Annotated in this window: 11 protein-coding genes and 3 pseudogenes; 7 read left to right on the top strand and 7 right to left on the bottom strand. The window is 52.4% G+C overall.

Annotated elements, in window-relative coordinates; translation table 11 throughout:
* The first annotated feature begins 511 nt into the window (after positions 1-511).
* The 4 genes and pseudogenes from JFY74_17665 to JFY74_17650 all read left to right on the top strand — a co-directional run bounded on the left by JFY74_17665 (position 512) and on the right by JFY74_17650 (position 3,280).
* Positions 512-1,060: pseudogene (locus JFY74_17665) on the top strand (TonB-dependent siderophore receptor).
* Positions 1,061-1,156: pseudogene (locus JFY74_17660) on the top strand (RNA polymerase subunit sigma).
* A pseudogene (locus JFY74_17655) lies at positions 1,153-2,100 on the top strand (DUF4880 domain-containing protein). The pseudogenes JFY74_17660 and JFY74_17655 overlap by 4 nt, the downstream one beginning before the upstream one ends.
* 169 nt (positions 2,101-2,269) lie before the next feature.
* A complete protein-coding gene (locus JFY74_17650) occupies positions 2,270-3,280 on the top strand; it encodes an AI-2E family transporter (GenBank protein ID QQG27875.1) in 1,011 nt (336 codons plus the stop codon).
* 451 nt (positions 3,281-3,731) lie between these two features.
* Here JFY74_17650 and JFY74_17645 read toward each other — a convergent pair whose 3' ends face one another.
* Positions 3,732-5,258 (bottom strand): MFS transporter, encoded by a 1,527-nt coding sequence (locus JFY74_17645; protein ID QQG27874.1) that lies wholly within the window; start codon positions 5,256-5,258, stop codon positions 3,732-3,734.
* A gap of 383 nt (positions 5,259-5,641) precedes the next feature.
* Here JFY74_17645 and JFY74_17640 point away from each other — a divergent pair, with 383 nt between their 5' ends.
* A complete protein-coding gene (locus JFY74_17640; protein QQG27873.1) occupies positions 5,642-6,016 on the top strand; it encodes a hypothetical protein in 375 nt (124 codons plus the stop codon).
* On the opposite strand, the gene JFY74_17635 is transcribed toward JFY74_17640, so the two are convergent.
* Positions 6,009-7,496: a fructuronate reductase gene (locus tag JFY74_17635; GenBank protein ID QQG27872.1), complete on the bottom strand. Its 1,488-nt coding sequence runs from the start codon at positions 7,494-7,496 to the stop codon at positions 6,009-6,011. The genes JFY74_17640 and JFY74_17635 overlap by 8 nt on opposite strands.
* A gap of 321 nt (positions 7,497-7,817) precedes the next feature.
* Here JFY74_17635 and JFY74_17630 point away from each other — a divergent pair, with 321 nt between their 5' ends.
* A complete protein-coding gene (locus tag JFY74_17630; GenBank protein ID QQG27871.1) occupies positions 7,818-9,098 on the top strand; it encodes an aminotransferase class I/II-fold pyridoxal phosphate-dependent enzyme in 1,281 nt (426 codons plus the stop codon).
* Positions 9,099-9,161: 63 nt separating this feature from the next.
* Here the strand turns inward: JFY74_17630 and JFY74_17625 are convergent, their stop codons facing one another.
* From JFY74_17625 to nifJ, 4 genes are all read right to left on the bottom strand, one after another.
* Positions 9,162-10,229, bottom strand: a complete 1,068-nt coding sequence (locus tag JFY74_17625; protein QQG27870.1) for a L,D-transpeptidase family protein — start codon at positions 10,227-10,229, stop codon at positions 9,162-9,164.
* 184 nt (positions 10,230-10,413) lie between these two features.
* The gene (locus JFY74_17620; protein QQG27869.1) at positions 10,414-11,211 is read right to left on the bottom strand and encodes a deaminated glutathione amidase; all 798 of its coding nucleotides are present in this window, start codon (positions 11,209-11,211) and stop codon (positions 10,414-10,416) included.
* A 21-nt stretch (positions 11,212-11,232) separates the two neighbouring features.
* Positions 11,233-11,769 carry a cytochrome b561 gene (gene cybB, locus JFY74_17615; protein ID QQG27868.1) on the bottom strand — a complete coding sequence of 179 codons (537 nt, stop codon included), beginning with the start codon at positions 11,767-11,769 and terminating at the stop codon, positions 11,233-11,235.
* A gap of 243 nt (positions 11,770-12,012) precedes the next feature.
* Positions 12,013-15,546, bottom strand: a complete 3,534-nt coding sequence (gene nifJ / locus JFY74_17610; GenBank protein ID QQG27867.1) for a pyruvate:ferredoxin (flavodoxin) oxidoreductase — start codon at positions 15,544-15,546, stop codon at positions 12,013-12,015.
* A gap of 376 nt (positions 15,547-15,922) precedes the next feature.
* Between nifJ and JFY74_17605 the strand changes: the two genes are divergently transcribed.
* Positions 15,923-16,348 carry a hypothetical protein gene (locus JFY74_17605; protein QQG27866.1) on the top strand — a complete coding sequence of 142 codons (426 nt, stop codon included), beginning with the start codon at positions 15,923-15,925 and terminating at the stop codon, positions 16,346-16,348.
* Positions 16,349-16,420: 72 nt separating this feature from the next.
* On the opposite strand, the gene JFY74_17600 is transcribed toward JFY74_17605, so the two are convergent.
* Positions 16,421-17,989: a glycoside hydrolase 43 family protein gene (locus JFY74_17600; protein ID QQG27865.1), complete on the bottom strand. Its 1,569-nt coding sequence runs from the start codon at positions 17,987-17,989 to the stop codon at positions 16,421-16,423.
* Positions 17,990-18,012 lie beyond the last annotated feature (23 nt).

Here is an 18,012-nt window from a genome sequence, read left to right as displayed (position 1 = left end):
TTTTTATTAGTCAGGATGGTGTTAAAAATCAAGAAAAAACAGAGGGATAACTATTTTATTGCATATAATATGCTTGTTTGAAATGGATAGCGAATCGTTTCGATTTCATTATATTTTTCTCTTTGCCACCCCACTTTTTGCCCGCCTGCTCGTGAATTATTCTTTTAGACATCACCATTTATTAAGTAAGAATAATAAGCTCTGTAAATTTTCTTTATTTTTAGCGCATTAAATCCTAAAGAATGACAACTGAATAAGTAGACGCTCGTCTAATTATTGATGCAGTTGAGCCGATGCCGTGCTTATCGCGATATAGCACGTTTTGATAAATCCGACGTCAATTTTTATTAGTCATCGTATCGGTTTACCAATAGCGGCAACGTATTTTCCCTAATATTTCTGATTGATAACGGATTACTTTAATTATTTTCGATTTCTGGTTCCCCTTTTTACTCTCTCAATTGGCATAGCTTCTGAAAACAAGCGTTTCTTATGCGATAGGGGATAAATAATGGTTAAATTCCGTACCCACCTGTTAGCGCGTACTTTACGCGCCGGGGTACTTGGGGCATCGTTTGCCTCAGTGCTGCCAATGGCAGCGGTCTATGCGGCATCTGTGGCTCCTGTCCAGCAATACACGGTATCGTCTGGCCCGCTCAATCAGGTGCTCAATCAATTTGCCCAACAGGCTGGTGTATTACTTTCTTACGATCCGGCAGTCGTGACGGGTAACGACTATCGCCATCTGGCCGTCGACAGTGCGGGTCCGTTAAACGATGACGGCTCGGTGCTGTATCGGGTTGTTGCGCTAGCGCGTGACACCTCGGGTGAGATGGATTTCTCGAAGAGCAAGCGTCTTTATCTGGCACCGAGCGTCACGTTCCTTGGAGAAGACACGGAACTGACCGTATTAGCCAGCTACATGGAGACGAAGTCCGACACAACCAACGGCTTTAAGCTGCCGTACGGTACGTTGCATAACACGCCGTTCGGTAAAGTTGGCTATAAAACATCGCTGGGCGAACCGGGCATCAACCGCCACGATACCCGCCAGTTCAACCGGCAGGTTGCTGAACAATTAGCCGTTTCCGAGCGGATGGTGAAAAAATATATGGCACAGGCAATGCTGAATTGTCTATTGTGTCAGGACTTATGATTTCCTCTATTACTTCTTCTATTCCGAAAGATGTTCTTTATGCCGCCTCCGAGTGGTATGCCACGCTGTATGACGAAGACTGTTCTGTACACGAGCGTCAGGCATGGCAGCGATGGTTACATCAGGATGAAACCCACCAGCTTGCCTGACAGCAGGTTGAACAGATTCATGCCCGTTTCCATGCGGTAGATAGCCAGTTAGCCTCTTCGGTGCTGAGTAAGCGGGGCGGGGAACGTCGGCGCATGCTCAAACTGTTGGCGATCGTCAGCCTTACCGGAGGCGCGGGTTTTAGTCTGCCGTGGGAAAGCTATGCTGCCGATTACCGTACGGGCAAGGGAGAAAACCGTGAGCTCAGCATCGAAACGGGGCTAACCGTCTGGCTCAATACGGATTCGGCACTGAATCAGCAGGGCAACCCCGCGTTGTCTCAGCCGCTGACGTTTCAGTTGATCAAAGGTGAATTGATGCTGGACAACCAAACGGCGCATGCAGCCCGGTTAACCACGCCCCATGGCGATCTCGCCGCTTCTGCGCATTCCTGCCAATTAGCGCTGCGCTATACGTCCGCCCATAGTGTGCTTTCCGTTTTTAGCGGTGAGGTTTTGCTACAAACGGCAGTCCCCGCTGCGCGGCGGGTAACGGCAGGGCAGCAGGTTATCTTTACCCGCGGCAGGTGCAGTGAACCCGCACCCGTTGAGAACTTCCGCCAGAGCTGGCGCAAAGGACAACTGGTCGCGGATAACATGCCGCTAGGACAGTTTGTTAATGAAATTGCCCGCTATCACAATGGCTATTTTCATGTTGATTCTGTGGTAACGACGCTACGGATTTCGGGCGTTTTTCTACTACATGAAACCGATCGCCTGCTTGAGGCTGTTGCTTGGACGCTGCCAGTGAAGGTGACCCGGCGTTTTTCCTGGTGGGTGGATATCCGGCCGAGCTAAAACACTGCTGGTATTTCACTGGTAAAACACCAAAAATATCCCTCGTTTGTATCACTCGCAAAATAGACGTAAATCTGGCGCATATATATCAATCTGTTAGCATCGAAAAAGGCGTAGCATACTCCACAAAGAGTATCCTCGGTGTTGCCTCTTCATACGGGATGTCATCATGCAGTTACTGAACCTGAAACAAGCTCGCCTGTTGAGCTTTTTCTTTATTATGGGTGGCCTGCTTATATTGCTGCCTTTACGCCTGCTAGCCTGCTTTATTGCTGGTTTTTTGGTGTATGAAATTGTGAATTTACTGACGCCCTACTTTCAACGGGTCATCAGCGGTAAGCGCGCCCGTTGGATGGTGGTCGCGGTAATCAGCACGCTGGTCGTCAGCCTGTTAAGTCTATTATTTGGCAGTTTGGTCGGGCTGTTGATGCAGGAAATGAAAGATACGGCGGCCTTCAATGTTCGCATTGGCTACATCCTCAATGACATTCAACAGCAGATCGCCCACTACTTACCGGGGTATCTGCCGGTCAGTATTGAAGAGCTTCAGCACGAGCTGTTGCAATGGGTTCAGGCGCATATTGTGATGTTGCAGAACATGGGGAAAAATTTTCTGCATGGTTTTTTGACAATGCTGATTGGTATGGTGCTTGGGGCGATTGTCTCGCTGTATAACGTCGATCACGACAAGGAGAAACCGTTACTCAAAGCGGAGTTACTGCGGCGGGTTACCTTGCTGTCGGCATCATTCCGCAACATTGTTTTTGCTCAGGTTAAGATCTCTGTGGTTAACACGGTGCTGTCTGCCATTTTTATTCTTGGCGCTCTGCCGCTGTGCGGCATTCATCTACCGTTTGCCAAAACGCTGGTGGTGCTTACCTTCGTTTTTGGCCTACTACCGGTGATTGGTAACCTGATCTCCAATTCGATCGTTTTCCTGTGTGGCTTATCGCTTTCATTGCCGATTGCGCTGGTCGCGCTGGTGTATTTGATGCTGATTCACAAGTTGGAATACTTCCTGAATGCACAAATCGTTGGGACGAGGATCAAAGCGCACGCGTGGGAAATCCTGCTGGCGATGTTGGTGTTTGAAGCGGCGTTTGGCTTGTCCGGTGTGATTGCTGCCCCGATATACTACGCTTACCTGAAAAGCGAATTGAAAGAAGCCTCGTTGATTTAATCCTGCATTTTGGCAGGTGATTGATGCGATCGCCTGCCTATCCTACCCGTTCTGTTAATCAGTAAACGCAGGCCTAAATGAATCAGCCCAATACGAGATTGGGCTGATTGAGGTTGCTGACAAAGGCCGCCGAGCGGTAGTAACGGATAGATCGTAAAGACGCTGTGAACACTTCCCTGTGCGCTCGGATTGCGCAGATATGAATCTCATCCATGAGATTCACCCTTTCAGGGCCGTCGCAAGCGACGTTCAAAAGCGTTCCTGACGCTTTTGTCCCTGGCGCAAACGCTTTACTCTTCTATTCCGTTACTCCCGTTTTCGTTCGGCAAAAAGGTTCGTCAACATTCTGAGTCAGTCCAATATGAGATTGGGCTGATTATTTTTAGTTGATAACAGTTAATTGATGCCTGTTTTCAATCGATGCTTGTTTCCAATAAACGAACGTCTTCAATTAATGCTGTGCAGTCGCAACCTGCGGTTTAGCCTCTTCTGACTGAACGCCTAACGGGTTGTTACCCCAGCACTTCTCATATTCCCAGCCCGTCAGTTCTTCTGCGACAGCACGAGCATGAGCCGGGACATCGGCAATCGCGCCGCCCGCTTTGATACGTGCGATCTCTTCCAGCAGAATGGCGTGGTTCTTACGATCCAACTTCATCTGCGTGGTGTAGTAAATTGCAACCAGCGCAAGACCGATAACACCCAGCGAGAACACGCCAACAATTGCCTGTACGGCAGATTCCGGTTGCACTGACTGCCCGGAGACAAAGCCGAATTGGCTCAGCGTCCAGCCCATCGCGAAGACAATCACAGAGCGAACCATTTTACCGGCAAACGTCATGGCACCAGCGTAAATCCCTTCACGACGACGCCCGGTCAGCACTTCATCCACATCGGCCAGGAAGGTATAAACCGTCCAGGGAATGTAGTAGATACCGCCCGTGCTCAGGCCAAATACGGCGGTAATGGCGAACAGAACAAAGATGGTCATCTCTTCTGACCAGTTAGCGAAATAGAGTGCGGCATAGGCTATCACGCTGACAATTACTACCATCAAGGCCAGACGGAACGGCCGCGCAAAGCCCATTTTGACGCAGATACCGATAAAGGCTGCGGTAGAAATGAGCTGCATAATTGAGCTGAAGCTATTGAGGTGTGATACCAGCGCCGTGTTCTGCTTCAGACCAAAGACGATGAAGTAGGTGAACGCGGAAGCGAACAGCCACTCAGCACCAAAGCCAAACAGGTACATCCCCAGATGCTTGCGGAAAATACGCAGGCGGAAGGTGGAAACCATATCCACGCTCAGCTTTTTCATCGCTTGCCACAGGCTGGACGTGCTTTCACGGACGATTTCGTTGACCGGACGCTCCCAGGATGTCATATACAGCGCGATCATTGCCGCACACATAATGGCACCGTAGACCAGACCAGTGTAGAAGAATGGTGTTGCGGAATCTTTACCGTAGATAGCAATAAACTGCCCTGGAATGAACGCCGCCAGGAAGTTGGCGATTTTACCGAAAATGGCTTTAGAACCTGTCAGCTTAGAGCGCAGTTTAAAGTCAGAGGTCATTTCGGTAGCCAGCGTTTCATACGGCACCATGATCGAGGTGTAAATCAGCTCGAACAGCACGTAGGTTGCCAGATAGTACCAGAAGCCAAAGCCTTCAACCCATAGCATGGGGTAGACCAGAACCAGCGGGACACCCAGCAAAATAAAGAAGCGGCGGCGGCCAAATCGGCGACCAACACGGGTGTTGTAGAAGTTATCGCTGATGTACCCCATGATGGGGTTACTGACGGCATCAATGATGCTGGCAACGGAGAAGATAGCAGCAGCCTGAACCAATGTTAACCCACAGAATGTGGTGTAAAAATACATCAGCCATGCGCCGCTGATAGCAAGCGCGCCACTGCCAAGCAGGTTCGCGCTGCCGTAGCAGAACGTGTGTTTAAAAGAGATTGGTTTATTCATGATCAGCCTAATTACAAAGATGAAACAATATTTCAGTTCTATTGAACTATCATTTCTTTATCATTTGCTCTATTGAAAAGAAAGTAAACTGGCGATCACGCTTTAGGGCGATTTTAATGGTGATCTGTCAGACAGATCATGAAATAAGATATTTTAATTTGCTTTTTATAATTATTTGATCGTGCGTTTATGTTCTTAATTTACAAAGTATGTAAATTTATTACGGGAAAGCATTATACGTGCAGATTGGCGACGAGGCGATAGTGGGCGCTGCCCCACAAATCGATAGCATGATGTGAAATAACGCATTGACCGCAGAGAGGAAATGTCGTCATCATCCCGCCCAGTTCAATCTACTGTATTCCCTCATCAGGAGCCGTAACGTGAGTCATTTGCTGGCCTATGCCATTATTTATGTGATTTTTATTGCCGTAGTTGGGTTGTTTGCTTTTCAGGCCTGGTTACCGTCTTCCGCGCCGCGTGGGCTAAGAGATCGTGCGGGTATTTTGGTCGGGGTATTGCGTTGCGTTACGCTGTTTCTCGTCGTTTCCGCAATGCAAATTTTGTTTCCCAATTCGCTGCTGGATAAGCTTGTCTGGCTGGTTGCCGCAGCGATGCTGGTGATCGCGGTTATTGGTGCGGGAATGAGTTGGTCATCGCTGCCGTGGCTGGATGAAAAAAAAGGTAAAGGCCGCACTCTGTCGCTGGGTGCGCAGAGTGCGGTATATCTTGCGCTGCTTGGATTTATCGTTATTTAAAGTCTTGTACCAGTGCGGCCACGGTGTTCTTCGCGCCGTGATCGCGCAGCTTCAGATAAGCCTGTGCGATAGCGTTGAAGACATCGTGGTTTGCTGACAGATCCTCGCCGAAAATAGAACGAATATTGAGAAACGCACTGACCCGCTCGGGGCTATCTGACGTTTCCGCAACGAGCTGTCTGAGCTTATCAGCCAGCGGATCGCGGATCTCGATAGGGTTGCCCGCATCATCTTTTCCGCTGACATAACGCATCCAGCCAGCGACCCCTAATGCCAGACAGCGATAGTCTCCGCCATTACGCAGATGCCAGCGTAGCGATTCCAGCATGCGCTGGGGCAGCTTTTGTGAACCATCCATCGCGATTTGCCAGGTTCGATGCTTGAGCGCGGGGTTGGAAAAACGGGTAAGCAACTGAACGGCATAGTCTTTCAGGTCGATATCCACCACGCTGAGCGTCGGTGCCTGTTCCAGCAGCATGAGATGAGACACGGCGCGGCGATAGTTTTCGTCATTCATACAGTCGCTGACGTGATCATAACCGGCGAGATAGCCCAGATAGGCCAAAAACGAGTGGCTGCCGTTCAGCATGCGCAGTTTCATTTCTTCAAACGGCAGTACGTCATGCACTAGCTGCACGCCCGCTTTTTCCCACTCAGGGCGTCCGGCAGTGAAATGATCTTCGATCACCCATTGAATAAAGGGTTCACAGGCTATCGCACAGGGATCGGCGACGCCGAGGTGATCGGCAATTTCCTGCAACGCTTCTGGCGTCGCGGCAGGGACAATGCGATCCACCATCGTATTCGGGAAAGAAACCTTAGCCTCGATCCAATCGATCAGACTCTGATCGTTGAGCCCCGCAGATTCCAGCACGGCGGCTTTGGCCGTTTTGCCATTCTCCGGCACGTTATCGCATGAGAGGACGGTGAACGGCGCAATCCCGCGCTCGTGACGCAAGCGCAGCGCTTCCGCCAGCAACCCCGGCACCGAGGCGGGATGACGAGGATCGATGAGATCCTGTTGAATCAGCTTATTGGTACGATCCAGCTTGCCGCTCGTACCGTCCATGCAATAGCCTTTTTCGGTAATCGTCAGGGAAACGATGGCGGTTTCTGGCGCAGCGAGTTTCTCAATAATGGCAGTAATGCCTTCTATTTTTGCATGTAACGATTCACACACGGCACCAACGACAATCGGCTGATTGTCCGTCGCTGCTTTTTCCAACACGGTAAACAGATGATCCTGCTGACGTAGCGCAGTGATCATGGTGTCGTCGCTGAACAGCACGACTTCACAAATACCCCAGTCTCCTCCCACCATATTCAGCACACGATCGGTGAGCAGTGCCTGATGAGCGCGATGAAAAGCACCAAAACCGATATGGACGATGCGCGGCTTCAGCGCCTTACGATCGTAGTGGGGGAATTGGACGCTAGCAGGCGATTCGCAGGTAGCGATATTTTTTATTTTATCAGTCATTTATTGCGCTTCGGGTGGGGGGATTCATAACGTTAAAAGTAGCTGTGATTTGCAGGCGGTGCAATACGTGACGTGCAGATAGGTTACGGTGCGCACGTTTTTTTCTCTGCGCAAATTTTATCGCTTTTTCAGATTTGGTTCAGCGGCGGATCACGGTTTTGTGAGGGGGCTTCAGCGTAATAATGTAACGCTGAAATTTAGTCTTGTTTTTACTAACTTATCTCCATTTCTTCTACATCATCAAGTGCTTTTCCCGATCGCTGTCTGCTATTTTGTCTGGATATTTTCCTCACTCCAACGATCAACAAAAAGGTCCGTAAGATGAAACTTGAATCCCTCGCGCTACATCATGGTTATGAATCTGAAGCGACAACGAAGTCCGCCGCCGTGCCGATTTACCAGACGACCTCTTACACATTTGACGACACGCAGCACGGTGCAGATCTGTTTGATCTGAAGGTGGCGGGCAATATCTATAGCCGTATTATGAACCCGACGAATGCGGTGCTGGAACAGCGGCTGGCGGCCATTGAGGGCGGCATCGGTGCGCTGGTGCTTTCATCCGGTATGGCGGCGATTACTTATTCGCTTCAGGCGCTCACGCAGGTTGGAGACAATATTGTCAGCACCAGCCAGCTGTATGGCGGCACCTATAACCTGTTTGCCCACACCCTGCCGCGTCAAGGGGTTGAGGTGAGGATGGCCTCTTTCGATGATTTTACGACGCTGGAATCGCTGATTGATGAGCGCACTCGCGCTGTTTTTTGTGAATCTATCGGGAATCCGGCGGGAAATATCGTCGATATTGCCAAAATCGCGGAGATTGCGCATCGCCACGGCGTTCCGGTGATTGTTGATAACACGGTGGCGACGCCCGTGCTGTGCCGACCTTTTGAGCACGGCGCAGATATCGTCGTCCATTCACTGACCAAATATATCGGCGGTCATGGCACCACCATCGGCGGGGCGATTATCGATTCCGGCAAGTTTGACTGGGTTGCGAACAAAGCGCGTTTCCCGTTACTGAATGAGCCCGATCCTTCTTACCACGGCGTGGTGTATACCGACGCTTTCGGCCCGGCGGCCTATATTGGGCGTTGCCGCGTGGTGCCGCTACGCAATACCGGTGCGGCGCTTTCTCCTCACAGCACGTTCTTGCTGTTGCAGGGGCTGGAAACGCTCAGCCTGCGCATCGAACGCCATTGCAGCAATGCTGAAGCGTTGGCTGGCTATCTGAATCAGCATCCGTTGGTTACCTGGGTCAACTATGGCGCGTTGCCAGATAGCCCTTACAAAGCAAACTGCGACAAAATTACCTCGGGTAAGGCGTCTGGGATTATCAGCTTTGGCATTAAAGGCGGGAAAGCATCTGGGGGGCATTTTATTGATGCGCTGAAGATGATTTTACGACTGGTGAATATTGGCGATGCCAAATCGCTTGCGTGCCATCCGGCAAGTACCACGCATCGGCAGTTGAATGCGGAAGAGTTAGCGAAAGCGGGAGTGAGTGAGGATCTGGTCAGAATTTCGGTCGGCATTGAGCACATTGACGACATCATCGCGGATGTGGCGCAGGCGCTGGAAGCCTCACAGAAAAAGTAAACGGTAGGGATAGTAGAGAAACGCGTTGGAAACCTGAATGGGTTTCCAACGCATCATAGACAATTACGAACGGTTAGCGTCGGCTGCGGTCGTCGTCTGTGCTTCAACAGGTGCGGCATTTTGCACGGCATTGAGGCTGTCTTGCGGCTGTGCTTCTGGTGCAACAGGTGCCGCAACAGATTCAACCGGAATAGCTGGCGTGGCTTGTTCTATCAGACCATTGATTTTGGTCGGCATACCAGAACGTCTCTGGATTGCCTGATCGACTTCGCTGGTGTTCACGCTCGCGTCGGCCAGAACTTTGCTCACTTTTGGCGTCATGCTGATCGGTGCCGGAGAATCAGAATGGAATTCTTCTACCGTGCGAGACAGCGGATTGTGAACTTCAACATAGCGTGAACCATCTGGCTCAACGGTGGCTTTCACTGGCTCATTGATGAACTGAACGCGAGTTCCGACCGGAACGTTGTTGAATAGATACTTGATATCATCGGCGCGCAGACGGACGCAGCCGTGGCTTACGCGCAGACCAATACCGAAGTTGGCGTTGGTGCCGTGGATCGCGTACAGGTTACCGATGTACAGCGCGTACAGCCCCATTGGGTTATCTGGGCCCGCCGGGAAAACTTTTTGCAGGGTTTCACCGCGTGCCGCATATTCTGCGTGCATCTTCGCGGTTGGTGTCCAGGTTGGGCCCGCTTTCTTGCGCTGAACGGAGGTCGTCCAGTTAATCGGTGTATCTTTACCTAACTCACCAATGCCGATTGGCAGCACGACTACGGTCTTGGAGCCTTTCGGGTAGTAGTACAGACGCATTTCTGCGCTGTTGATGACAATGCCTTCACGCGGTGCATCTGGCAGAATCAACTGATGAGGAATAACCATTTTGCTGCCGGGAATCGGCAGGTAAACGTCCGCATCTGGGTTGGCTTCCATCATGTTGCTCAGACCCATTTGGAACTGTGCTGCAAAATGTTCCAACGGCTGTGTGCTATCTTCCGGTACAGTGATTTCGATATTCTCGCCTATCAGTCGGCTGTTAGCCGCAGGCAGAGGATAAACAACGGCAAAAGCGGCCTGGCTGAATGCGGCGGCTGCAAGAACTAAAGTAAAGATCGCGCGAATACTCATTTTCGTTTCTTTATTTGAGTGGTAAATGCACCCCCCGAATCAGGAGGCTGGTCTGCTAGGGTCGCCATGACGACCGGATGCGCATTATATGTGCAGAATGGTCTCTGAGGGAAACAACATGTGTAACTAATCACACTTTTTGGCGCCCGAATGAGAAAGAAAACCCCTTAGGGTGAGGTGCGACTCAATTTTCCCCGTCTAACGTGGGCTTTTGAAAGCGGCGATTAGCCAGTACCGGAAGAATCCGACGGGCATACGTCAGTCGTTCTGGGTCAATGTCGGCATAGATGAGAGCCGGTGTTTCCGGTGCCTGAACCACGACAACACCTAAAGGATCGACCACCATGCTGTTGCCGATATTCTTGACGCCGCACTCGCCAACGGCGACAAGATAGGTCGTGTTTTCCAGTGCTCTGGCGCGCACCAATAATTCCCAATGCGCTTCTTTCAGCGGCCCCTTAATCCAGGCCGAAGGAAGAACGAGTACGTCTGCGCCGTCCAGTACCAGACGGCGTGCAAGCTCAGGGAAGCGGATGTCATAGCAGGTCATCAGCCCGACGTTAAACCCAGCGATGGTCAACAGCGGTGGAATGTCTTCGCCTGCCAGCACATTCTCCGATTCCTGTACGGAAAACGCATCATACAAGTGCAGCTTCCGGTACTGAGCAACGATCTCGCCGTTGCGCAGCGCCAGCAGCGTGTTCCAGACTTTCCCTTCGCCATTCGGGATATGCACACACAGCATGGTCGTCAGGTTGTTGCCTTTGCTGGCTTCCAGCAGTTGCGACACAAACGGGCCATCAAGCGGTTGAGCAGCAGTGAGCACCATGTTTGGATTGGTGATATCGCGAGCCAGCACGCCTTCAGGCAGTACCAGCAGGTCGGCACCGTTTTGCTGTGCTGCCGACATGAACTCAGTGATGGTCGTGGCGTTTTGCTGCCATTCTCGGTCAACGGCGAATTGTCCCAGTGCGACTTTCATGCTTGCTCCTTCGTGGCCCGATTAATCGCGCTTGGCTGGCATCATGCGCAGCAGCGTGTTGTCTTTCATAACATAGTGGTGGAACAGGGCGGCTGCGGTATGCAGGGCAATGAGCCAGTACCCTAGCGGTGCCAGCGTTTCATGCCAGCCGATCAGCGTTTCAGCCAGGTCAAAATTTGGTGTCGCGGCTGTTGGCATGCTGATACCAAAAAGCATCCAGTCCCGACCGCTGTAATAGCGCGAGGCAACGCCCAGTATCGGCAGCGTGATAAACAGCAGGTAAATAACGGCGTGGGTAAGTGAGCCCAGCGCACTTTGCCAACGAGATGGCGCTGGCGTAATGGCTGGCGAGGTATGCCGATGGCGCAAGAACAGGCGAGCCAGCATGAGAACCAGTATGGCTACGCCGCAGCTAAAGTGCGTCACCATCATCACGGTGCGCAGCAGCGAACCGCGTTCAGCAAATCCGCGTAGCTCGATGGTGGCATAAGTCACAACGAGCAACAGAAAAACCAGCCAGTGCAATGCAATCTGCGATGGTGCGAACTTTCCTTTCATGTTTCGTCCTCTGCGACGTTGAGAGCGGTTTGACACCGTAACGAGCGAATAATCTCATAAAGTATAAGGTAACTTGCGTCTTGTCAGCCCCTCTTTACCATGCCTGACAAACTGGACTATCCGCGTTGGATTCTTCGGTATTCAACCTCGTTTGGATAGGGGAAAACGCAACGGCCCGTAAGGGTGGCGGCCAGGGATGGCACGCCATAAAAAACCGGCCGAAGCCGGTTTGGAGCGGAACGATTATTCCTGCGGGTTTTTCTCTGCCTTGCCTGCCATCATCGTCAGGAAGTCAAAGCGGCGACGCAGATCCAGCTCCGCTTCTTCATAGAGCTGTGCGGTTTCTTCCGGCATCATGCTATTCAGGCGGCGGAAGCGTTGCTCTTTCATCAGCGTTTCACTCAGGCTGCTTGATGGCGGACGAGAATCGGTGACCAGCGCGGCTTTCCCTTCTTCTGCGCGACGTGGGTCGAAGCGGTAGAGCGGCCAGAAACCCGTTGCCGTCAATTGACGCATCTGATCGTGGCTGAATGCCAGATCGTAGCCGTGTTCTTCACACGGGCTGTACGCGATAATCAGCGATGGACCCGGCCAGGCTTCGGCTTCCTGAATCGCTTTCACCGTCTGGTTCAGCTGTGCGCCCAGTGAGATCTGCGCGACATACACGTGGCCGTACATCATGACGTTGATACCGAGATCTTTACGCGCTTTGCGTTTGCCTTTCTCGCCAAATTTGGTGACGGCGCCCAGCGGTGTCGCCTTGGACTGCTGTCCACCGGTGTTGGAATAACATTGGGTATCCAGTACCAGCACGTTGACGTTTTCGCTCAGGCTCATGACGTGATCCAGCCCGCCGTAGCCGATATCGTACGCCCAGCCGTCCCCGCCGATAAGCCAGATGGATTTATCGACAAAGTGGTCGGCTTCGCTCGCTAGCACGGTGGCGTCGTTATCATTGATAGCTGCTAGCAACCCACGCAGCTGTTCAATCTGCTGACGGCGCAGATCGGGGGCGATGGACTCTTCCTGCAACGCGTTAACCAGATCTGGCGGCAATTGCGGTGCCAGCTTGTTGAGCAGGCGCACGGCACGCTGACGGTGTTGATCGACGCTCAGGCGGAAGCCCAGACCGAATTCGGCGTTATCCTCGAACAGCGAGTTAGCCCAGGCCGGACCGCGACCGTTGGCATCCGTCGTCCACGGCGTGGTGGGCAGGTTACCGCCATAAATAGACGAACAACCTGTCGCATTCGCGACCAGCAGACGATCGCCATAGAGCTGTGTCAGCAGCTTGATGTACGGTGTTTCGCCACAGCCGGAGCAGGCACCGGAGTATTCAAACAGCGGCGAAATCAACTGAGAAGTACGGATATCGATACGTTCCAGCGTGGATTTGTCGATTTCCGGTAATTGCAGGAAGAAATCGAAGTTCTCTTTTTCCGCCGTCAGATTATCCAGACGGGATTCCATATTGATGGCTTTGATTTCTGGGTTCTGACGGTCTTTAGCCGGGCAGACTTCCACGCATAGGTTACAACCGGTACAGTCTTCCGGAGCGACCTGCAACACGTATTTCTGACCGCGCATGTCGCGCGCTTTTACATCCAGCGATTGCAGTGAGGCTGGTGCGTTTTCCATTGCGTCTGGCTGAACAACTTTGGCGCGGATAGCCGAGTGCGGGCAGGCGGCAACGCAGTGGTTACACTGCGTACAAAGCTGCGGCTGCCACAGCGGAATCTCTTCCGCGATATTGCGTTTTTCCCACTTGGTGGTGCCAGTCGGCCAGGTGCCATCGGGCGGCAGGGCAGAAACGGGCAGCGTATCACCCAGCCCAGCCAGCATCGCGGCCGTGACGGTCTTGACGAAATCGGGTGCGGCGTCGGAAACCACAGGAGGCCACTGCGGGCTGTCTGGGTTGACGGCTTCCAGCGGCACTTCTGCCAACGCTTCCAGCGTGGCGCTCAGCGCCTGCCAGTTACGCTCAACCAGCTCCTGACCTTTACTGCCGTAGCTCTTGGCAATGGCGGTACGCAGTTTTTCTACCGCCACATCGGCCGGCAGAATCTGTGACAGGTGGAAGAACGCCATCTGCATGACGGTATTAATACGCGCGCCCAGATGACACTCGCGGGCAATCTTGGCTGCATTGATGCAGTACACGCGGGCATTGCGCTGATTCAGTCCTGCCTGCACTTCCTGTGGCAAACGGTGCCACAGATCGTCGCTGCTATACGGCGAGTTGATCAGGAAAACGCCGCCGGGCTTCAGCCGTTCGACCATGCTGTACTTGTCGATAAACTGCCATTGATGGCAGGCGACGAAATCGGCTTGATCGATCAGGTAGGCTGAATTGATCGGGTGCGGGCCCACACGCATGTGGGAAACGGTCAGGCTACCGGCCTTTTTCGAGTCATAGACAAAGTAGCCCTGCACAAACATCGGCGTGGTCTCACCAACGATTTTGATGGCGTTCTTGGTCGCAGAAACGGTGCCGTCACTGCCCAGACCGTAGAACAGAGCTTCGAGTGACGCGCTGCTGGGAAAATGTTGTTCCGGCAGTGGCAGAGACAGGTTGGTGACATCGTCATAAATCCCGACAGTGAAGCGCGGTCGTGGGTTGGTAAGTGCTAACTCATTAAAGATCGCCTGTATGCACTGCGGGGTAAATTCTTTGGAAGACAGTCCGTAACGACCACCAATCACGCGTGGCATAAGTGAACGCTCACCTGCGGAGAACGCCTCGGCCAGCGCGGTCATCACATCGAGATACAGCGGTTCTGCCAGCGCACCCGGCTCTTTCGTGCGGTCCAGCACCGCGATGCTCTTCGCCGTTTGCGGAATGACGGCCAGCAGATGCTTGGCAGAGAACGGACGATACAGGCGGATTTTCACCACGCCGACTTTCTCGCCGCGCGTCAGCAGCGTATCGATCACTTCTTCGCAGGTGCCGACGCCGGAACCCATCAGGACGACGATCTTGGTCGCTTCCGGGTGGCCGTAGTATTCAAACGGCTGGTACTGGCGTCCTGTCGCGGCAGCGAAATCGTTCATCGCCTGTTCAACGTGCTCATAAGCCGCGTCATACCAGCGGTTGGTTGCTTCGCGCGCCTGGAAGAAGGTATCCGGGTTAGACGCGGTACCTCGAATCACCGGGCGTTCCGGTGTGAGCGCTCGCTCACGGTGTGCATCAATGGATTTCTGTGGCAGAAGCTGGCGGATCACGTCATCGCTCAGCGGCTCAATCTTATTGATTTCGTGTGAGGTACGGAAACCGTCGAAGAAATGGATAAACGGCAGACGGCTGTTCGGGCTGGCGATTTGCGAAATCAGCGCGAAGTCCTGCGCTTCCTGCACATTGCTGGCGCACAGCATGGCACAACCTGTCTGACGCACGGCCATGACGTCCGAATGATCGCAGAAGATAGAAAGCGCATGCGTCGCAACCGTACGGGCAGCGACGTGTAGGACGAATGGAGTTAGCTCACCGGCCAGCTTATACAGCGTGGGGATCATCAGCAGCAGACCCTGCGATGAGGTAAACGTGGTGGCGAGCGTACCCGTCTGCAATGCGCCGTGGACGGTAGCGATCGCGCCGCCTTCTGATTGCATTTCAACAACGCGGGGCGTATCTCCCCATATATTCAGCCCGCCATCGCTCGACCAGGCGGCTGCGTGTTCAGCCATGCTGGAACTGGGCGTAATCGGGTAGATGGCGATGACTTCATTGGTTCGCCACGCCACAGAGGCGACTGCATTATTACCGTCGGTGGTGATCATGACTTATAGCCTTCTTGCTCACTAAGCCTTTCATTTTACATGGTCTTTTGAGGCGATGAAAATGACTGGGCATAAACGAAGATACGATTTTTATCGGAGGATTATCGCATTTTAGGAAAAAAGAGGGTGGAACGATGTACGCGGAGTTGTATCAAACTGTGTTTTATCCCCACCATGCCTCACACTACTCATGGTGAGGGAAAGCCGCGTTTCTTAAAGACGGATGTTATTATACACTTCGGAGCGGATTGATGTCTTTTTGTACCTATTGAAGGGTATCGCCGTATGATTTTATTTGCTCATTACTGCCATGACAGGTAGCGTGCTTATACTAAAATAGTATCTGTAATCAATGAATGTATGAAGGAACCGAACGATGGCAAATGATGAAATAAAAAATAAACTGGTTTCCGTACTGGCTTCACAACAGGCGCAGGGAAAAACGCCAGAACAGGCCGTCGAACACATCCTTCAGGCATTGGGTGGAAGAGCGGGTGATGTGTCCCGTATTTCGGTTTTGACGTCGACATTAATTGCTGATGTGCTTTATACCGTGTATCAGGAGGCGATCACCCATCAGCAGATTGCGGTAATTTTACGCAAGTTGTGTTACGCCGCTCGCGATATTGCCGTTGCATCACACGCCATCTATCCCCAGCTAACCGTTCAGGAAATCGCCCAGCTTTTGCAGAGTCCAGAGATCTATCCGACGATCGATCGCGCAGCGCTGCTCGATGCACTTACCTACGCACACTTTTCTAAAGCGGAAAGCGAGCAGGCTGCTGATGCGCTCGGTGTGTAATACCAGAACCAGAACGGTACCGAAGATCACGCAGCCAGCCCGAGTCGTGGCTTTCCTATAGCCGCTAGCGGACTATTGATCGATAGCGGTGACTTTCACGTCTTTAACCTGAACGTGACTCCTGCTATTTCCTGATGCTGTTGTCAGTGCGTACAACCCCACTTTAGCGCCCACCCACTTGCCAGGGCCAGCGGCGAAGCAATCGTCAAGCATACAATATTCCCCGTCATCGCCTAGCCAAGCGAACTGGCAAATGGCATTCTGCCGCACGGTGACGCGCAGGGTGATGTTTTGCTGCTCGGACAACACAGCCAGAGACTTCTGGTGTTGCTCCAATTGCTGTGCATCACTCATCCAGCCGAATCCGGTTACTAATTCAAGACCTTTCGCGCTTTTCTCAACGCCGAGGAAAGCGAAGCGCTCGCCATAAATAATCAGGCCGCAGCGATCGCCTATCTGCTCAAAAACCGGCGTCAGGTGTACGGTCACCTCGAATTCCTCTGCCGGAAATTTTTGCATCAGCAAATTAGGTACGTCATACCATGACGGTTCGCCCGCGCGAGTAGGCATGGGCTGGCAGAATAGCTGGAGCCCCGGCTGAGTGAGCGTTAGCCAGCGTGAGTCTGGGTTAGCTTGCCACTGCCATTGCCGCCCCAGCGTGGCCGATGAGAAATCGTCGGAGGTTGAGGGGGACTGTATGACAACAGGAGTATTAACACGAGGTTTAGCTGCTTCCTGCACCGGTTGCCCCAGCCCCTGCGAATTATGTTGTTCGCCGATCAGCGGCCAGTCATCCTGCCAGCACATTGGCTGTAGATGGACGACGCGGCCATAAGCATGACGATCCTGAAAATGTACGAACCAGCTTTCACCGTTATCTAACTCGACCCACCCGCCCTGATGTGGGCCATTAACCGATGTAGTCCCCTGATGCAGGACGATTCTGCTTTGCCATGGCTCATTCAGTGAACGCGTGCGTAGTACGGTTTGCCAGCCGGTAGGAACGCCACCCGCTGGTGCAAAAATGTAATACCAGCCATGGCGCTTATACATCTTCGGCCCTTCGATGGTTGGCTGCGTCGCTCGGCCATCGACAACGATTCTGCCTTCATCAAGTAAGGATCGGCCATCTTCTGCCATTCTGCACAGTTGCAGCAGGTGTTTCTTACCACTGCGGCTGAAGGCAAAAGCGTGTATTAACCAGGCTGTGCCATCGTCATCCCAGAACGGGCAGGGATCGATCCAGCCTTTAGCCTGCTTCAGGCAATGCGGTGCACTCCATTCGCCTCTGGGATCGTCAGTCTGTGACATAAAGATCCCTTCATCAGGCGTACTGAAGAACACCCAGAATTTTCCCGAATGATAGCGAATACTGGGTGCCCAGATGCCTTTACCCGGCTGAAATTGTTCATATCCTGGCAGATCGAATCGGCTCAATACGTGGTTGATTAGCGTCCAGTTCACCAGATCCTGAGAATGCAGGATTGGTAACGCTGGCATGTGGTTAAAGCTGGACGACACCATGTAAAAGTCGTCGCCGACACGCACGATGTCAGGATCGGAATAATCGGCGCATAAAATCGGATTTTTATAACGTCCGTTACCCAAATCTGGGTTCCAGGGAGAATGTGCTGTGCTCATGTTATTATCCTGATAATAAAGAA

It is taken from the genome of Pectobacterium carotovorum, assembly GCA_016415585.1.
Lineage (GTDB): Bacteria > Pseudomonadota > Gammaproteobacteria > Enterobacterales > Enterobacteriaceae > Pectobacterium > Pectobacterium carotovorum_K.
Note: the sequence above shows the minus strand (reverse complement) of the source record. Positions and strands in the feature narration are given on the sequence as shown.